This is a genomic window from Sulfitobacter sp. 1A13368, from assembly GCF_043557275.1.
Lineage (GTDB): Bacteria > Pseudomonadota > Alphaproteobacteria > Rhodobacterales > Rhodobacteraceae > Sulfitobacter > Sulfitobacter faviae.
Genome location: NZ_JBIFFR010000005.1, coordinates 90,851 through 107,965 on the forward strand (window position 1 = coordinate 90,851; position 17,115 = coordinate 107,965).

19 protein-coding genes and 1 riboswitch are annotated in these 17,115 nt (G+C 66.6%); of the genes, 17 read left to right on the top strand and 2 right to left on the bottom strand.

Annotated features, from left to right (window positions below):
* Positions 1-2: 2 nt before the first annotated feature.
* Complete coding sequence (locus ACGYK4_RS11565; RefSeq protein WP_394456621.1) at positions 3-1,013, bottom strand: PAS domain-containing protein; 1,011 nt, start codon at positions 1,011-1,013, stop codon at positions 3-5.
* Between the two features lie 165 nt (positions 1,014-1,178).
* A riboswitch (cobalamin riboswitch) is annotated at positions 1,179-1,396 on the top strand.
* A 33-nt stretch (positions 1,397-1,429) separates the two neighbouring features.
* Between ACGYK4_RS11565 and ACGYK4_RS11570 the strand changes: the two genes are divergently transcribed.
* The 10 genes from ACGYK4_RS11570 (at position 1,430) to cobJ (ending at position 10,963) form a co-directional block, all read left to right on the top strand.
* The gene (locus tag ACGYK4_RS11570; RefSeq protein WP_082849519.1) at positions 1,430-1,600 is read left to right on the top strand and encodes a CbtB-domain containing protein; all 171 of its coding nucleotides are present in this window, start codon (positions 1,430-1,432) and stop codon (positions 1,598-1,600) included.
* A gap of 214 nt (positions 1,601-1,814) precedes the next feature.
* The gene (locus ACGYK4_RS11575) at positions 1,815-2,498 is read left to right on the top strand and encodes a CbtA family protein (RefSeq protein WP_394456623.1); all 684 of its coding nucleotides are present in this window, start codon (positions 1,815-1,817) and stop codon (positions 2,496-2,498) included.
* An 11-nt stretch (positions 2,499-2,509) separates the two neighbouring features.
* Positions 2,510-3,007 (top strand): hypothetical protein, encoded by a 498-nt coding sequence (locus ACGYK4_RS11580; protein WP_394456625.1) that lies wholly within the window; start codon positions 2,510-2,512, stop codon positions 3,005-3,007.
* Positions 3,008-3,079: 72 nt separating this feature from the next.
* Entirely contained in the window at positions 3,080-3,454 is a 375-nt protein-coding gene (locus tag ACGYK4_RS11585) for a DUF1636 family protein (RefSeq protein WP_394456627.1), read from the top strand.
* Complete coding sequence (gene cobW, locus ACGYK4_RS11590; RefSeq protein ID WP_271688495.1) at positions 3,451-4,485, top strand: cobalamin biosynthesis protein CobW; 1,035 nt, start codon at positions 3,451-3,453, stop codon at positions 4,483-4,485. Before ACGYK4_RS11585 ends, cobW begins: the two co-directional genes overlap by 4 nt.
* 6 nt (positions 4,486-4,491) lie before the next feature.
* Positions 4,492-7,734, top strand: coding sequence for a cobaltochelatase subunit CobN (gene cobN, locus ACGYK4_RS11595; protein ID WP_394456629.1), 3,243 nt, complete (start codon positions 4,492-4,494; stop codon positions 7,732-7,734).
* Positions 7,731-8,879, top strand: coding sequence for a precorrin-3B synthase (gene cobG, locus ACGYK4_RS11600; protein ID WP_394429644.1), 1,149 nt, complete (start codon positions 7,731-7,733; stop codon positions 8,877-8,879). Before cobN ends, cobG begins: the two co-directional genes overlap by 4 nt.
* Positions 8,869-9,498, top strand: a complete 630-nt coding sequence (locus ACGYK4_RS11605; RefSeq protein ID WP_067265689.1) for a precorrin-8X methylmutase — start codon at positions 8,869-8,871, stop codon at positions 9,496-9,498. The genes cobG and ACGYK4_RS11605 overlap by 11 nt, the downstream gene beginning before the upstream one ends.
* Before the next feature lie 2 nt (positions 9,499-9,500).
* Positions 9,501-10,232: a precorrin-2 C(20)-methyltransferase gene (gene cobI / locus ACGYK4_RS11610; RefSeq protein ID WP_394429642.1), complete on the top strand. Its 732-nt coding sequence runs from the start codon at positions 9,501-9,503 to the stop codon at positions 10,230-10,232.
* Positions 10,229-10,963 (top strand): precorrin-3B C(17)-methyltransferase, encoded by a 735-nt coding sequence (gene cobJ, locus ACGYK4_RS11615; RefSeq protein WP_394456631.1) that lies wholly within the window; start codon positions 10,229-10,231, stop codon positions 10,961-10,963. The genes cobI and cobJ overlap by 4 nt, the downstream gene beginning before the upstream one ends.
* Here the strand turns inward: cobJ and ACGYK4_RS11620 are convergent.
* Positions 10,939-11,688: a cobalt-precorrin-6A reductase gene (locus ACGYK4_RS11620; protein WP_394456828.1), complete on the bottom strand. Its 750-nt coding sequence runs from the start codon at positions 11,686-11,688 to the stop codon at positions 10,939-10,941. The genes cobJ and ACGYK4_RS11620 overlap by 25 nt on opposite strands.
* Between ACGYK4_RS11620 and cbiT the strand changes: the two genes are divergently transcribed.
* The 7 genes from cbiT to cobF are packed head-to-tail and all read left to right on the top strand — an operon-like array spanning position 11,687 to position 17,113.
* Positions 11,687-12,868 carry a precorrin-6Y C5,15-methyltransferase (decarboxylating) subunit CbiT gene (gene cbiT / locus ACGYK4_RS11625; RefSeq protein WP_394456633.1) on the top strand — a complete coding sequence of 394 codons (1,182 nt, stop codon included), beginning with the start codon at positions 11,687-11,689 and terminating at the stop codon, positions 12,866-12,868. The two genes, ACGYK4_RS11620 and cbiT, sit on opposite strands and share 2 nt — an antisense overlap.
* Positions 12,865-13,233: a cobalamin biosynthesis protein gene (locus ACGYK4_RS11630; RefSeq protein ID WP_394456635.1), complete on the top strand. Its 369-nt coding sequence runs from the start codon at positions 12,865-12,867 to the stop codon at positions 13,231-13,233. Before cbiT ends, ACGYK4_RS11630 begins: the two co-directional genes overlap by 4 nt.
* 5 nt (positions 13,234-13,238) lie before the next feature.
* On the top strand, positions 13,239-14,024 hold the full coding sequence (cobM, locus tag ACGYK4_RS11635) for a precorrin-4 C(11)-methyltransferase (protein WP_394456637.1): 786 nt from the start codon (positions 13,239-13,241) through the stop codon (positions 14,022-14,024).
* Positions 14,021-15,343: a cobyrinate a,c-diamide synthase gene (locus ACGYK4_RS11640; protein ID WP_394456639.1), complete on the top strand. Its 1,323-nt coding sequence runs from the start codon at positions 14,021-14,023 to the stop codon at positions 15,341-15,343. The genes cobM and ACGYK4_RS11640 overlap by 4 nt, the downstream gene beginning before the upstream one ends.
* The gene (cobA, locus tag ACGYK4_RS11645) at positions 15,343-16,068 is read left to right on the top strand and encodes a uroporphyrinogen-III C-methyltransferase (RefSeq protein ID WP_394429632.1); all 726 of its coding nucleotides are present in this window, start codon (positions 15,343-15,345) and stop codon (positions 16,066-16,068) included. Before ACGYK4_RS11640 ends, cobA begins: the two co-directional genes overlap by 1 nt.
* On the top strand, positions 16,065-16,367 hold the full coding sequence (locus tag ACGYK4_RS11650; protein WP_394429630.1) for a DUF1636 family protein: 303 nt from the start codon (positions 16,065-16,067) through the stop codon (positions 16,365-16,367). The genes cobA and ACGYK4_RS11650 overlap by 4 nt, the downstream gene beginning before the upstream one ends.
* Positions 16,364-17,113 (top strand): precorrin-6A synthase (deacetylating), encoded by a 750-nt coding sequence (cobF, locus tag ACGYK4_RS11655; RefSeq protein ID WP_394429628.1) that lies wholly within the window; start codon positions 16,364-16,366, stop codon positions 17,111-17,113. Before ACGYK4_RS11650 ends, cobF begins: the two co-directional genes overlap by 4 nt.
* Positions 17,114-17,115 lie beyond the last annotated feature (2 nt).

A 17,115-nucleotide genomic window follows, 5' to 3' on the forward strand; every position in this document is an offset into this window, starting at 1 on the left:
GGTCAGCCTTCGCCAAGGGCGGCCAAGGGGAACTCCGCCGTGGCAATCAACCCTTCGGGCTGCCAATCGTAGTGCAGGGTGCCACCGACCGCGCGGGTCAAGGACTGGATGATCCGCGAGCCGCTGTTGCGCGGAGATTTGATGACCTCCGGCCCGCCTGTCTCGCGCCAGACAAACCGCAGGCGGGCAGGCTCCTGAAGGATGGTGATATCCAGCGATACCCGCCCGGTATCGGAACTGAGCGAGCCGTGTTTCACCGCATTCGTCGCCAGCTCGTGCAAGGCCAGCGTCAGGGGCGAAACGAGGCGGTGCGAGATCAGCGGATTCGCCCCGGTGAGGTTGATCTGATCCTCGGTGGCCGAGGTATAGGCCCGCATGATCGGCCCCATCAGCGTCTCGAAATCCACCTCATGCTGGTCGCTGCGGCCAATCGTGTCGAAATGCGCCGCGCCCAAGGCGGCCAGCCGCTCGATCACCTTGTCGGCAAAGGCCGCCGGGGTCGGCTCCTCACGAGCGGTCAGGCGGACCATGGCGGTCATGACGTTGACGATATTGCGTAGCCGGTGCAGCAATTCGTCATCGGCCAGTTGCCGGTGCTCCCGCTCCACCCGGCGGCGTTCGGAAACGTCGAGTTGCGAGCCGAAGAAATAGATCAGATTGCCGTCTTCGTCATTGATCGGCCCCAGTTGTAGGGCGTTCAGGAAGCGGCTGCCATCCTTGCGGTAGTTCACGATCTCAACTGTGTCGACCCGGCGGGCCAGTAGTATTTCGCGCACCGCATCGACGCTTTCGCGCGTGGTTTCCGGGCCTTGCAGGAAGCGGCAGTTCTGGCCCACGATCTCATCCAAGCCATAGCCGGTCAGATCGGTGAAAGCGTCATTCACATAGACGATGGGATTGTCCGGCAGGGTCGGGTCGGTGATGCACAGCGGCAGGCGGGCATAGCGCACGACCTTGCCTAGAACGTCTTCGGTCAGGGTCTGCCGAGCGGCGGAGACCGTGTTGTCGTTCATGAATTCCCGCCCCTTGATCGAAACTGGCCGTCAATGTGCCCTGCACGTGGCTTTTGGGTCAACCCGCATACTGGGGGTTGGGCCATATTTATCTACTAAATGCTGTATGCGCCATACGGTTCCGCGAGGTTCGATAAATGCGGCTTGTCAGGAAGGGCCTAAAATGCGTAATTGAAGGTGCTTGGTGTCCCGAAAAGCGCCTTTGGGTGTGGGACCGAAAAGGGAATTCAGTAAGGGGTCGCCAGACCCTGAAGCCGAAGCCGCCCCCGCGACTGTAAGCGGTAAGCCAATGCCCCTCGTGCCACTTGTCCCTCCGGACGGGGAAGGCGGGCAAAGGCCACGACCCGCGAGCCAGGAGACCTGCCAGGCAAATGAAACGCTAGATCCCGTCGGGTGTGACGGTAAGGAGATTGAAAATGACGACGATGATTAAGACCGCCGGTGCCACGCGCAGCAAACTCGTACCGGCGCTGTTTGCCGCCGTATTGGGTGTGGCTCTGATGGCGCTGACCGGCCATGTGCAGGCCGCAGCATTGCATGATGCCGCCCATGACGTGCGCCACGCGACAGGCTTTCCCTGCCACTAAGCGCCGCGTTCGGTATCACGGGGGTCCGGGCTGCCATGCCGCAGTCCGGCTGTCTGTGATTCTGCCACTCGTTCATTGCCCGCCTTTCGCCATCCAGTTCGCGCCCGCCGTTCGCCACGTCGGGAGGGCTTTGGCATATCTTGAGGCTGGGTGATGCTTTCGGCCCGCTTTTTGCGCGGCGCCGGATTTCATTTCGCATCCAAGGATCATTGCGATGTTTTCACGTTTTCTGACTTCCGCCCTTTTTGCAGGGGCCTCTGCTGGCCTGCTGACCGGCCTGCTACAACTCTATTTCGTGCAGCCCGTGCTGCTCCATGCCGAGCTTTATGAGACCGGCGCGTTGGTGCATTTCGGGGCCGATGCGGTCAGCGCACACCCTGAGCTACCCGGTTTCGACGCCGTCCGCGACGGGCTGAGCCTGATCTTCACCATGCTGACCTATACCGCCTATGCGCTGATCCTTCTCGCCGCGATGAGCTTGGGCGAAGAGCGCGGCGCGGTGATCGATGGCCGTTGGGGCATCCTTTGGGGCGTTGCAGGCTTCGTCGCCTTCCACCTCGCGCCGGGGTTCAGCCTTGCGCCCGAAGTGCCCGGCGTCGCTGCCGCAGACATCACCGCGCGGCAGATCTGGTGGTTTGCCGCCGCAGCGGCAGCGCTGGTGGCGCTATGGCTGCTGGCCTTCGGCAAAGGCTGGGGCGCGTGGATCGGCTCGGCGGTTCTGCTGATGGCCCCCCATATCATCGGCGCGCCCGAGCCCGAGAGCTTCAGCGGCCCGGTGCCGACCGAGATCGGCGCGCTTTTCGCCGCCCGTGCGCTTGGCATCGGCTTGGCCGCATGGGTGTTGCTGGGCAGTTTCGCCGGGTTCTTTTGGCAACGTGAAGGCGCGCAGAGCGCCTGAGGGAGGTCGAAATGGACAGATCACTGGCGCTTTTCGCCATTGGATTGGTCTTCGGCGGTGGCATTGGTTTTGCCATCGCCGCAAGCAACGGGGTGACCTTCGACGGCCATGACCACGGCGACCCTGCCGCCCACGGCGGGATGGATCACGGCGGTGCAGATCACGCGCGGATGCACGGCCAGCCCATCGCGCTGGCTGCCGAAGATGCCCCCAGCCTTGCCATCCGCGTGACGCCCGACCCGATGGCGGGCCACAATCTTTTTGTGGAAACCGAAGGCTTCGCCTTTGCCCCCCAAAACGCCAGCGGCGACAACCAACCGGGCGAGGGCCACGCCCATGTCTATGTCAACGGCACCAAGATCGGACGGCTCTATGGCCCATGGCTGCATCTGCCCGATCTGCCCAAAGGCGAGGTCACGGTTGAGGTCACGCTCAACGCCAATGATCACCGCCCCTTGGCGGTGAACGGTGCGCCGATTACAGCGCGCAAGGTGCTGACAGTTGAATAATCGCACCGCCTCCCCTTTTCATAGCGCGCCGGAGCGCATACCCGGCACGCATAACCCGATGGGATCAGATTAATGAGCACGACCCTACATGTCTGCATGACCTGCCGCGCAGGCGAGGTGCTGGAGGAAGACGCCCCGCGCCCCGGCGCGCAGCTTCATGCCGCCCTCGACGCCGCAGGCGCGCCAGAGGGCGTGACCATCGTGCCAGTGCAATGTCTTTCCGCCTGTTCGCAAGGGGCCGCCGTGGCACTGTCTGCGCCGGGCAAATGGTCCTATGTCTATGGCCGCTTGACCAAGGAAGACGCCGCCGACATCCTTGCCGGAGCCGCCGCCTATGCCGCCACCCAAGACGGGCTGGTGCCCTGGCGCGAACGCCCGGTCATCTTTCGCAAGCAAAGCCTTGCGCGTATCCCCCCTTTGACCCTGCCGCAGGAGCCTACCGCATGAGCGATCTCGCCAAAATTCCCGTTACCGTCATCACCGGCTTTCTCGGCGCTGGTAAAACCACGCTCATCCGCCACCTGATGACCAATGCAGGCGGGCGTCGCCTTGCCGTTCTGGTCAATGAGTTTGGCACCGTGGGTGTGGACGGTGACATCCTGAAATCCTGCGCCATCGACGACTGCCCGGCGGAGAATATCGTCGAGCTGGCGAATGGCTGCATCTGTTGCACCGTGGCCGATGATTTCATCCCCACCATCGAAGCACTGATGGCCCTGCCGACGCGCCCCGATCACATCCTGATTGAAACCTCCGGGCTCGCCCTGCCGAAACCGCTGCTCAAAGCCTTCGACTGGCCCGCGATCCGGTCCAAGATCACCGTCGACGGCGTCATCGCGCTGGCCGATGCCGAGGCCGTGGCGGCTGGCACTTTCGCCGCTGATGTCGCCGCCGTGGACGCGCAGCGTCTGGCCGACGACAGCCTCGACCACGAAACGCCGCTCTCCGAAGTGTTCGAAGATCAGATTTCCTGCGCCGATATCGTGCTGATGTCCAAGGCCGATCTGGCCGGTCCCGATGGCCTCGCCAAAGCCCGCAAGGTGATCGAAGAGGAAAGCCCGCGTGAAATTCCGATCCTTGAGATGACCGAAGGGGTGATCGACCCCAAGGTGGTGCTCGGCCTCAACGCCGCCGCCGAAGACGACCTCGCCGCGCGCCCTTCGCATCATGACGGTCACGACGATCATGAGCATGATGATTTCGAAACCGTGGTGATCCCGATGCCGGAAGTGTCGGATGTCGATGCGCTGGTGGCCTCGATCGAGCGGCTCGCGCGTGAGCAGAACATCCTGCGCGTGAAGGGCTATGTCGCTGTCGAGGGTAAACCGATGCGCCTGTTGGTGCAGGCTGTGGGCGCGCGGGTGCGTCAGCAGTTCGACCGCCCTTGGGGCAGCGACACGCGCGCCGGGCATCTGGTGGTGATCGCCGAGCATGACGACATCGACCTTGCCAAAATCCGCGAGACTTTGGGAGCCTGACCGCCCATGCATGTCGTCTTTCGCGAAAGCCACGGGTTGGAGGATACCGACACCCCCTATGATCCGGGGCAAACCCCCGCCGATCTGGTGGTGCTGTCGTTTTCCGACAGTGACCTCGGCGCTTTCGCGGCAGGCTGGCATCGCGGTGGCGGCAAGGAGGGCAAGCTGCCCTCGCTGCGGCTGTGCAACCTCGTGGCGCTGCGGCACCCGGCCTCGGTCGACAACTATATCGAACAGACGCTGACCGGGGCCAAGGGCATTCTGATCCGCCTCATCGGGGGGGAGAATTACTGGCCCTACGGCATCATGCAGGTCCAAGACTTCGCCCGCCGCCATGATATCGCGCTGGCCGTCTTGCCCGCCGATGGGCGCGAGGATCCGGGGCTCGACGCGCATTCGACTTTGCCGGTTTCCACGCTGCGCCGTCTTGCGCATCTCTGCGACGCGGGCGGCCCGGTGGCGGCGCAGGCCGCACTGGCACAGATGGCACTGGCGGCGGGGTTCTATGCCGGGCCGGTGATGGGCGCGAAAACGGTGCCTGATTGCGGCTATTACGACCCCGATCAGGGCGTGGTGCCTTTTGCCGACGTGGCAGGGGATACCGTCGGGGTCACCTTCTACCGCAGCTATCTTCTGGCCGCCGATACCGCGCCCGTCGATGCGCTGATCCGGGCGTTGCGGGCGGCGGGGCTGAACGCCATCGGGCTTTTTGTACCCTCGCTCAAATCCGATCCCGCGCGGGGCTTTCTGGACGATGCCTTGGCGGCGATGAAACCCGTGGCCATCGTCAACGCCACCGCCTTTTCGGGGCGCGGGGATGACGGCACCTCCCCACTCGACGCGCCGGGCTGCCCGGTGTTCCAAGTGGCCCTCTCCATCGCCCGGCGGCGCGATTGGGACGAGAGCGAGCGCGGCCTTTCCCCCGCCGATCTGGCGATGCATGTGGTCTTGCCCGAGGTCGATGGCCGCATCTTCGGTGGCGTCGTCAGCTTCAAGAGCCCCGGAAAGCGCGACCCCGATCTGCAATATTCCCGCTTTGCCCACCGCGCCGAAGAGGCGCGGATCGAGGCTGTCGTCGCCCGTGTGCTGGGCTGGCATCGGCTGGCGCAGACCCCGGCGGCCACACGCAAGCTGGCACTGGTGCTCTCGACCTATCCGGGGCGGGACGATCAACTGGCCCATGCGGTCGGCCTTGATGCGCTGGCCAGCGTCGAAGACATGCTGATGCGGCTGGCGGGCGAGGGCTATAGCGTCACGCCGCAGATCGGTTTTGGCCGGAGCCTTACCGAACAGCGCATTTCGTGGCCGCTGGCGGATTACAATGCCGCCTTGGCCACCCTGCCACAGGCGCTGCGCGATGACCTCAGCGATGCATGGGGCACGGTTGAGGATGATCCGCTGGTTCAAGACGGCGCGTTCCACTTCGCCGCGCAAACCTGCGGCAATGCGTTGGTCGCGCTACAACCCGAACGCGGCGATCTGCAAGACCGCGAAGACAGCTATCACGACCTCGCCCGCACGCCGCGCCATTCCTATGTGGCCTTCTACCTTTGGCTGCGCGCGCAGGGGAATCACGCGCTGGTGCATATCGGCGCGCATGGCACGCTGGAGTGGCTGCCGGGCAAGGCCGTGGCTCTGTCGGACGACTGCTGGCCCGAGGCGCTGACCGGCGATCTGCCGGTGATCTATCCGTTTATCGTCAACGATCCCGGCGAAGCGGCGCAGGCCAAGCGGCGTATCGGGGCGGTGACGCTAGGCCATCTGCCGCCCCCGTTGAAAGACAGCGAAACGCCCGAGGGGCTATTGCGGTTGGAACGGCTGCTGGATGAATATTCCACCGCCGACGGGCTCGACCCCGCGCGCCGCGACCGGCTGGTCGACACGATCCGCGCCGAGGCGCAGGCGGCGGGGGTGGAAGATGACCTCGGCCTCGACGCCGCCAGTTCCTCGGCCGAGGCCCTGACCCGGATCGACGCCTTCGTCTGCGACATCAAGGAAAGCCAATACGGCGATGGTCTGCACGTCTTCGGCGCGGGGGCGGGCGAATGGGACGGGCTGCTGACCGCACTGGCGGGGCGGCGCGTCACCTCCGGGCCTTCCGGCTCACCCTATCGCGGGCGGTCTGATGTGCTCCCGACGGGGCGCAACCTCTATGCCGTCGATCCGCGCGGGGTGCCCAGCCGGGCCGCCCATGCGCAGGGGGTGAAACTGGCCGAGGAACTGCTCAGACGGCATCTGCAAGACAATGGCGACTGGCCGCGCGGGCTGGTGATCGACCTTTGGGGCTCGGCCACCATGCGCACGGCGGGCGAAGAGGTCGCCATGGCGATGCATCTCGCCGGGATCGCGCCGAAATGGGATGAGGGCAGTGAGCGGGTTTCGGGCTTTGAAGTGATCCCGCTGACCCTGCTGGACCGTCCGCGCATCGACGTGACCCTGCGCATCTCGGGCCTGTTCCGCGATGTCTTTCCCGGTCTTGCACAGCTTTTCGAAGCCGGGGCGGCGGCATTGGCCGAACGCGAAGAAGCGCCGGATATGAACCCCTATCTCACCCGCACCCCCCGTGTCTTTGGCCCCAAGCCGGGCCTTTATGGTGTGAATATGGAAGCGGCCTTGCAAGACTATTCCGACGCCGGTCGCGCCGCGGCGGGAGAGGCGTGGCTGGCGGGGTCGGAATGGGCGATCAACGCCCAAGGCGAGGCGCATCAGGACCGCGCCGCGCTGGAGGCGCAGTTGCAGCGCGCCGATGGCTTTGCTCATGTGCAGGACTTGGCCGAAAGCGATATCCTGCTGGCCTCGGACTATGCCAGCCACGAAGGCGGCTTTGCCGCCGCGATGGCGCATCTGGGCGCGCAGAAACCGGCGATGTACCACCTCGATCACACCCGCGCTGGCAGCCCCCGCGCACGCTCCATGCCCGAGGAAATAGCCCGCGTCGTGCGCGCCCGTGCGGCCAATCCCAATTGGGCCAGCGGCATGATGCGCCACGGTTTCCGCGGCGCGGCAGAGGTGGCGGCGACGCTCGACAACCTTGCTGCCTTTGCGCATCTGACGCGCGAGGTGCCTGCGCATCTCTTCGACCTCTACTTCGACGCCACGCTCGGGCGCGATGATCTGGTCGCCTTTATGGAGGCCGAGAACCCCGCGGCCTTGCAGGCCATGCGCGACCGTTTTGCGGCGCTGCGCGAGTCCGGCCTCTGGCTGACCCGCCGCAACTCGATCTCGGCCACATTGGACGGGGTGACGTGAGCGCGGCTCCGGCGATCAAGGGCTGGTGCCCCGGTGCGCTGCGTCCGATGCTCTCGGGCGATGGGCTGGTGGTGCGTCTGCGGGTGCCGCAGGGACGCTTGACCCCGGCCCAAGCCCGCGGCGTGGCGGGGCTGGCCACGCGCTATGGCAACGGCATGCTTGACCTGTCGAACCGGGGCAATCTGCAACTGCGCGGCGTCGATCCCGCGCGGCACGAAGGTCTGATCGACGCGCTGCGCGCGCTGGCGCTGATCGACGCGGATGAGCGGACGGAGCGACGGCGCAACATCATGGTCAGCCCCTTTTGGCAGGCGGGCGATGATACGGATTTCCTTTGCCAAGCCCTCTCTGCCGCCGCGCAGTCCCATGCGCTGCCGGATGTCTCCGCCAAATTTGGCTATGCGGTCGATGCGGGGCCGCAGCCGGTGTTGCAGGCCGATCCCGCCGACATCCGGTTCGAGCGTTCGGCGGAGGGTCAACTGCTGCTCTGCATTGAAGGGGCAACGCGGGGCAAGCCCGTGACCCGTGCGACTGCGGTGACCGAAGCCATCGCGCTGGCCGAATGGGTGCGCGCGCAGGGGGTGACCCGCGCCGCACGCGCCACGGCCACGGGGGCGCCGCTTCCCGCCGGTTTTGACTGTCCGCGTCAGACAGGGCAGGGCACACCCGCCCCCGGCCTCTACCCAGCCGGGGCGCTTGTCGCCTGTGCTTTCGGGCAGATGGAGGCCGAAACGCTTGCCGCGCTCGCCGAGCTTGGCCCGCTGCGCCTGACCCCGTGGCGGCGGCTGCTGATCGAAGGTGCCCCGCGCCTGCCTGATCTGGCCGGTCTCATCACCGCCGCCGATGACCCGCTGTTGCGCGTCGTTGCCTGTATCGGCGCGCCGGGCTGCGCACAGGGCCGGGGCGAGACGCGCGGGCTGGCCCGGCACCTTGCCGCCGTGGTGCCGAAGGGGCAACGCCTGCATGTCTCCGGCTGCGCCAAGGGCTGCGCCGCGCCGCGCGCTACCGACCTCACCCTGACCGCCACCGCGCCGGGGGAGTATGACCTTATCCGCGACGGCCACGCCGATGCGCCCCCTCATTTGCGCGGGCTGACCCCCGCCGCCATCGCCTCTCACCTTAGAAAGTCCGCCGATGCCCCATAGCTATATCACCGACGGTGCCGAGATTTACCGTCAGTCCTTCGCCACCATCCGCGCCGAAGCGGCGCTGGCGCGTTTCACCCCGGAAGAAGAGATCGTCGCCGTGCGCATGATCCACGCCGCGGGCATGGTCGGGCTGGAGGAGCACATCCGCTTTTCCGAAGGCATGGCCGTGGCCGCGCGGGCGGCACTGGAGGACGGCGCGCCGATCCTCTGCGACGCCTATATGGTCAGCGAAGGCATCACCCGCAAACGCCTGCCGCGCGAGAATGAGGTGATCTGCACCCTGCGCGACCCTTCGGTGCCAGCACTGGCCGCGAAGATGAGCAACACCCGCTCCGCCGCCGCGCTGGAACTGTGGCGGCCCCATCTGCAAGGCGCCGTGGTGGCCATCGGCAATGCGCCCACGGCGCTGTTTCACCTGCTCAACATGCTCGAAGACCCCGATTGCCCGCGCCCGGCGGCGATCATCGGCTGCCCGGTGGGCTTTATCGGCGCGGCGGAATCGAAAGAGGCTTTGATGCAGGACCTGCCGGTGCCCTCGATGATTGTGCAGGGGCGTTTGGGCGGCTCGGCGATCACCGTGGCGGCGGTCAACGCCTTGGCCAGCAGGGTGGAATGACAATGGGCAAGATTATCTGCGCGGGCCTTGGCCCCGGCGACCCCGAACTGATGAGCGTGAAATCCGACCGTGCCATTCGCGGCGCGCGGCATCTGGCCTATTTTCGCAAGAAAGGTCGTGCCGGACAAGCACGCCGGATCGTTGAGGGGATGCTGCGCGACGACGTCATCGAATATGCGATGGAATATCCCGTCACCACCGAGTTGCGCTTTGATTCGCCCGAGTATCGCGCCCAGATGGTCGCCTTTTACGAGGAATGGGCCGACCGGCTAGAAGCCTTGGCCCAGGATCATGAGGTCGTCGTGCTCTGCGAGGGTGATCCCTTCTTCTACGGCTCCTTCATGCATCTGCACACGCGGCTTCAGGGCCGCGCCGAGGTTGAGGTGCTGCCCGCGATCCCCGGCATGGTGGGCTGTTGGAACGCGCTGGATACCCCCTTCACTTGGGGCGATGACGTAGTGACCGTTTTGATGGGCACGCTGCCCGAGGCCGAGTTGACTGACCACATGAAACGCGCCGATGCGCTGGTGGTGATGAAGACGGGCCGCAACCTGCCCAGCGTGCGCCGCGCACTGGCGGCGGCGGGCAAGTTGGAGGACGCTTGGCTGGTCGAACGCGGCACCATGCCCGACCAGCGGGTGGCGAGGCTTTCTGACGTGGCGGATGACGACTGCCCCTATTTCGCGATCGTCTTGGTCCATGGTCAAGGCCGCAGACCGGAGGCGGAGACATGAGCGGCATCCTTCATATCGCGGGCCTCGGCCCCGGCGACGACGCGCTTGTCACGCCCGAGGTGACCGAGGCCTTGGCGCAGGCCACTGACGTTATCGGCTATATCCCTTACGTCGCCCGCGTTGCCCCGCGCGACGGGCTGACCCTGCACCCCAGCGACAACCGGGTGGAGTTGGACCGCGCGACCCATGCCCTGCAACTGGCGCAGGCGGGCGCGCGGGTGGTGGTGGTGTCTTCGGGCGATCCGGGTGTCTTTGCCATGGCCTCAGCCGTGTTCGAGACGGTGGAGCGGGAACCGGCGTTTGAAAGCGTCGACGTCCGCGTGCTGCCCGGCATCACGGCGATGCTGGCGGCGGCGGCGCGGCTCGGGGCGCCCTTGGGCCATGATTTCTGCGCGATCAACCTCAGCGACAACCTCAAGCCATGGGCGATGGTGGAGCACCGTTTGCGGATGGCGGCCCGGGCGGATTTCGCCATGGCCTTCTACAACCCCCGCAGCAAATCCCGCCCGCACCAATTCGCCGAGGCGTTGGACATTCTGCGCGCCGAATGCGGGCCGGACCGGCTGATCACCTTCGCCCGCGCCGTGACCACGCCGGAAGAGGCGTTCAACACCGTCACATTGGGCGAGGCGACGCCTGAGATGGCGGATATGCGCACCGTGGTGATCGTCGGCAATTCCGCGACGCGGCGGGTCGGGCGCTATGTCTATACGCCGCGCAGCGCGGTATGATGTAGCCAATGCATCACTTCGGTCACATCATTGGCGGCCACCTCGCCCGGCAGTTTCGGCCGCTCGGCCAAGATCACCGGCAGGCCAAGGCTGCGGGCGGCATCCAGCTTGGCCCGCGCGCCAGCGCCTCCGGCGTTCTTGGCGACGACATGGGTGATCGCATGGGTCTGCATCAGCGCGGTATCGCCCGCCACATCGAAAGGCCCGCGGGCCAGCACGACCGTCGCCTGCGGCAGCGGCAGCGGGTCGCGTGGCGGATCGACGAGGCGCAGGAGGTAGCGGTGCTGCGGTTTCGCGGCGAAAAGCGCCAGCTGCTGCTTGCCGATGGCCAGAAACACCCGCGCCGGGCTGTCGGGCAGGGCGGCGGGCAGCGCGGTGAGGTCGGGCACGAAGGTCCAGTCGTCCCCCTCCAGCGGCTCCCACGCGGGGCGCTCGAACCGCACCAGCGGCAGGTCTTGCCGGGCGCAGGCGACGAAGGCATTATTGCTCATCCCCGCGGCGAAGGGATGGGTGGCGTCGACAACATGGGTGATCGCTTCGGCTTCCAGATAGGCCACCAGCCCCGCCACGCCGCCAAAGCCGCCGATGCGGGTGGGCAGGGGCTGGGCCACAGGGCTGTCGGTGCGCCCGGCATAGGAAAACACCGCGTCGATCTCGGCTTTGGCCAAGGCGCGGGCCAAGGCGCTGGCTTCGGTGGTGCCACCCAAAAGAAGGACGCGCATAATGGGTGACCCTTGGCTCAGCATCATCGGAATGCCCGACGATAGCGCGGATGCCTTGCCCCCGGCAAGCCGCGCGGCGCTGGCAAAGGCCGAGGTGATCTTTGGCGGGCCGCGTCATCTGGAGCGGGCAGGCGCAGGCGCGCGCGGGCGGGCTTGGCCGGTGCCTTTCTCGGTCGAGCCGGTGTTGGCCGAGCGCGGCAAGCGCGTGGTGATGCTGGTGTCGGGCGATCCCTTCTGGTTCGGCGCGGGCGGCAGCATCGTCGGCGCGTTGCAGCCCGACGAATGGCACAGCCTGCCCGCGCCCTCGACCTTTTCGCTGGTGGCCAATGCGCTAGGCTGGCGGTTGGAGGAGGTTACCTGCCATGGGCTTCACGCCGCACCGCTGGCGCAGTTGCGCGGGGCCCTGCGTCCCAAAGGGCGGATGCTCTGCCTGCTACGCGATGGGGAGGCCCCTGCGGCGCTGGCGGAGTTTCTCTGCAAACAAGGCGCAGGCGCGGCCACGCTGCATGTGGCCGAACGGCTGGGCGGCCCCGATGCGCGGGTGCGAGAGGTGCGGGCTGATGGCTTCGATCTGACGGATGTGCAAGCGCTGGTGGCGGTCGGGGTGGAATTGCCCAAGGGCATCGGCCTGCCGCGCACCCCCGGCCTGTCGGATGACCATTTTGCCAGCGACGGCCAAATCACCAAGGCGCCGGTGCGGGCGCTGACGCTGTCGGCCCTTGCCCCCCGGCCCGGCGAGTTGCTGTGGGACATCGGCGCGGGCAGCGGCTCGGTATCGGTCGAGTTCTGTCTTGCCGGTGGGCGCGCCATCGCCTTTGAGCAGCACGCCGCGCGGGTCGAGAATATCACCCGTAACATCGCAGATTTCGGCCTGAACGCGCGTATGCAAACAATTCATGGCCGCGCGCCAGAGGGCTGGGCGGGGCAGCCTTTGCCGGATGTGGTCTTTGTCGGCGGCGGCGGGAACGCGGCGCTTTACGATGCCCTCCTGCCTGCGCTACCAGCGGGCACGCGGCTGGTCGCCAACGGTGTGACGCTGGAAACCGAGGCGCTTTTGGCGCAGTTGCAAGCGGAGCATGGCGGCAGCCTGTTGCGGATCGAACTGGCACAGGCAGCGCCTTTGGGCCGGATGCGCGGCTGGCAGCCGCTACGGCCCGTGGTACAATGGAGCGTGACTTTATGAGGATGGCCGGGATCGGATTTCGGGGCGCGGCAAATGTCGCCTCACTGCGCGACGCGCTGGCGCGGGCCAACCCCGATGGCACCAAGATCGACGCGCTGGTGACCGAAGCCGCCAAGGCCCGCGCCACCGTCTTCCGCGAATTCGCGCAAGAGTTGGGCGTGCCGGGGCTCGGCATCACCACCGAAGACTTGGCCCGCATGATAACCCCCACGCAATCGGCCCGGATCGAAGACCGTTTCGGCACCGGCTCCCTGTCCGAGGCCGCCGCATTGGCCGCCGCCGGGCCGGGGGCGGTATTGGTTGCCGAACGCGTCGTTTCGGGCGATGCCATGGCCACCGCGGCGATTGCCGAGAGGAAAGGATAGATACCGTGACTGTACATTTCATCGGGGCCGGGCCAGGGGCGGCGGATCTCATCACCCTGCGCGGACGCGACCTGATCGCGGCCTGCCCGGTCTGCCTCTATGCCGGGTCGCTGGTGCCCGAGGCGTTGCTGAGCCACTGCCCCGAAGGGGCGCGGATCGTCAATACCGCACGGCTGTCGTTGGATGACATCATGGAGGAAATCGCCGCCGCCGATGCCGCGGGCCATGACGTGGCGCGGCTGCATTCGGGCGACCTGTCGGTTTGGTCGGCGATGGGCGAACAATTGCGCCGCCTGCGCGAGATGGGCATCGCCTATGACGTGACGCCCGGGGTGCCGTCCTTTGCCGCCGCCGCGGCGGAACTGGGGGCCGAGCTGACCCTGCCGGACGTGGCGCAATCGGTGATCCTGACCCGCACCTCGGGCCGCGCCACGGCGATGCCCGTAGGCGAGACGCTGGCCAATTTTGCCCGCACCGGAGCGACGCTGGCCATCCACCTGTCGGTGCATGTGCTGGATAAAGTCGTCGAAGAACTGACCCCGCATTACGGTGCCGATTGCCCCGTCGCCGTGGTCTGGCGTGCAAGCTGGCCCGATCAGCGCATCGTCAAAGCGACGCTTGCGACCCTGCGCACCGAAGTGGGCGAGGAAATGGCCCGCACCGCGCTGATCCTCGTGGGCCATGCCATCGGGGCCGAAGATTTCGGTGAAAGCCGCCTCTACGCCGCCGATTATGACCGCCGCTTCCGCCCCGTCGGGGCCGAGCCGCGCTTTCCGGAGACCTCCTCATGATCCCGTCCGGCCTGCTTATTTCCGCCCCCGCTTCCGGCACGGGCAAGACGACCTTGATGCTGGGGCTGTTGGCCGCGCTGCGCGCGGAAGGTGTCGCGGTACAGCCGTTCAAAAGCGGCCCTGATTACATCGACCCTGCCTTTCACACGGCGGCCTCGGGCCGGGCGTCTTTCAACCTCGACAGTTGGTCGATGGACCGCGCGCGGATCGAAGGGCTGGTCGGCAATGCCGATGGGGCCGAATTGATCCTCGGCGAGGGGTCGATGGGGCTGTTTGACGGTGTGGCCAAGCCGGGCGCCTGTGGCAATGGCGCGAGCGCCGATGTCGCGGCGCTGATGGGCTGGCCGGTGGTGCTGGTGCTCGACGTATCGGGGGCGGCGCAATCGGTGGCGGCCACGGCGCTTGGCTTTCGCGAGATGCGGCCCGATGTGGAACTGGCGGGCGTGGTGTTGAACCGCGTCGCCTCGCCCCGGCATGAGACGCTGGTGCGCGCGGGGATGGAGGCTGTCGGGATCAAAGTCTTCGGCGCGCTGCCGCGCCGGGTGGAAATCGAAATGCCCGAGCGTCACCTCGGGCTGGTGCAGGCCGGAGAGCAGGAAAACCTGCCCGATCTGTTGGGGCAGGCGGCGGCATTCGTCGCGGCCCATGTTGATGTCACCGCCCTGCGGGCCGCCGCGCGGGGCACGTTGCAGAACCCGCCCGCTCCGGCGCAGATCACCCCGCCCGGGCAGCGCATCGCGCTGGCGCAGGACAACGCTTTCGCCTTTGTCTATCCGCATCTCTTGGCCGGATGGCGCGCGGCGGGGGCAGAGGTTTTGCCCTTCTCCCCGCTCGCCAATGAAGCGCCGGACGACAGTGCCGACTGCTGCTGGCTGCCGGGCGGCTACCCGGAACTTCACGCCGGCAGGCTCGCCGCCGCCGCGCAATTCCGCGACGGGCTGCGCGCCTTTGCCGAGACCCGCCCCGTGCACGGCGAATGCGGGGGCTATATGGCGATGGGCGCGGGTCTCATCGACAAGGAGGGCACCCGGCATGAGATGGCGGGGCTTTTGGGGCTCGAGACCTCTTTCGCCAAGCGCAAGATGCATCTGGGCTACCGTCAGGCCGACCTCAACGCGCCGATCCCCGGCCATTCCGCACGGGCCGAATTGCGTGGGCATGAGTTCCACTATGCCACGATCCTTGCCGAGCCGGACGCCCCGCTGGCGCGGATCACCGATGCCAATGACTTTGAAGTGCCCGAGACCGGCTCGGTCCGCGATTTCGCGGGGGGCGGGCGTGCCACGGGCACCTTCTTTCACATGATCGCGGCGCTGTGATGGGGGGCTTTGTTTCCTTCGTCTCCTCCGGCCCCGGCGATCCGGAGCTCTTGACCGTCAAGGCCGTGGCACGGTTGCAGGCGGCGGATGTCGTGCTCTTCGATGACCTCAGCGCAGGCCCGATTTTGGAGCACGCGCGGCCTGATGCGGACCTGATCGGCGTCGGCAAACGGGCCGGGCGCGCCTCGCCCAAGCAAGACCATGTGAGCCGCGTTCTGGTCGATCATGCGCAAGCCGGGCTGAAGGTCGTGCGGTTGAAATCCGGCGACAGCGGCATGTTCGGACGGCTGGAGGAAGAAATCATCGCACTGCGCGCGGCGGATATCCCTTTCGAGATCGTGCCGGGTGTCACCGCCGCCTCTGCCGCCGCCGCCACCGCAGGCATCCCGCTGACCCGCCGCATGACGGCGCGGCGCGTGCAATTCATCACCGGCGCGGATGTGACGGGCGAATTGCCGCGCGACGTGAACATGGCCGCTCTGGCCGATCCGATGGCGACCACGGTGGTCTATATGGGCAAACGCACTTTTGCCGGCCTCGCCGCGCGCTTGATCGAACACGGGCTGCCCGGCACCACGCCCGCGCTTTTGGCGGAGGCGGTTTCGACCCCGGCGGAGAAGGTGCAACGGTTCACCATTGAGACATTGGCATGCTATCTAGAAACCGTCAGCAGCACCACGCCCGCGCTGATCTTCTACGGGCCTTTGGCCGAGTTCGAGGCGTGAAGGCTTTCGTTTGCACTTCTTGCACCGCCGATGGCGGTTTTCTGGATGTGGTCCGCGCCGAATTGCCTGAGGTGCAGGTCGAGGGCATCGACTGTATGTCGGGCTGTACGCGGGCGCAGACGGTGGCCTTTCGTGCGCCGGGCAAGGTGGCCTATCTGTTTGGAGAGATCACCGAAGCCGACATGGATGATCTGCGCCGTTTCGTGACGCTCTATGCCGCCTCCGCCGATGGGAAATTCCCCGACGCGCGGGTGCTGGGCGGGCTGCGGCTGAAAGCGATTGCGAGGATACCGGGATGAGCGCGTTTGAACTCACTTTGATCGGCATCGGCACCGGCAACCCAGAACATCTGACGCTGCAAGCGATCCGGGCGATGAACGCGCAAGACCTGATCCTGATCCCGCAAAAGGGGGCGGGCAAAGATGATCTGGCGGGGCTGCGGCGCAGCATTTGCGACGAGGTGCTGACCAATAAGGCGGTGCAGATCGTCGGCTTCGATCTACCCGTGCGCGACCCGGCGATTGAGGATTACCGCGCCCGGGTGGACCAGTGGCATGATGCGATTGCGGATGCGTGGCGCGCGGCAATGGCGCAGCATCCGACCGCGCGACGGGTGGCGCTGCTGGTTTGGGGCGACCCGTCGCTTTATGACAGCACCCTGCGCATCGCCGCGCGGCTGGATCCTGCGCCTCGTATGACCGTGATCCCCGGCATCACCTCGCTGCAAGGGTTGACCGCGTCTCATGCGATCCCGCTGAATGAAATTGGCGCGCCCTTCATGGTGACCACCGGGCGGCAGCTGCGCGACCACGGTTGGCCCGAGGGGGTCGATACGCTGGTGATCATGCTCGATGGCGATTGCGCTTTTCAGGCGTTGGACGCGGAAGGCGTGACGATCTGGTGGGGCGCCTATGTCGGCATGGCCGAAGAGATCATCCGCCATGGCCCGCTGGCCGAGGTTGCCGAAGACATCATCGCCACCCGTGCCGCCGCCCGCGCGGCGCATGGCTGGATCATGGACATCTACCTGCTGCGGCGCGGCTGATC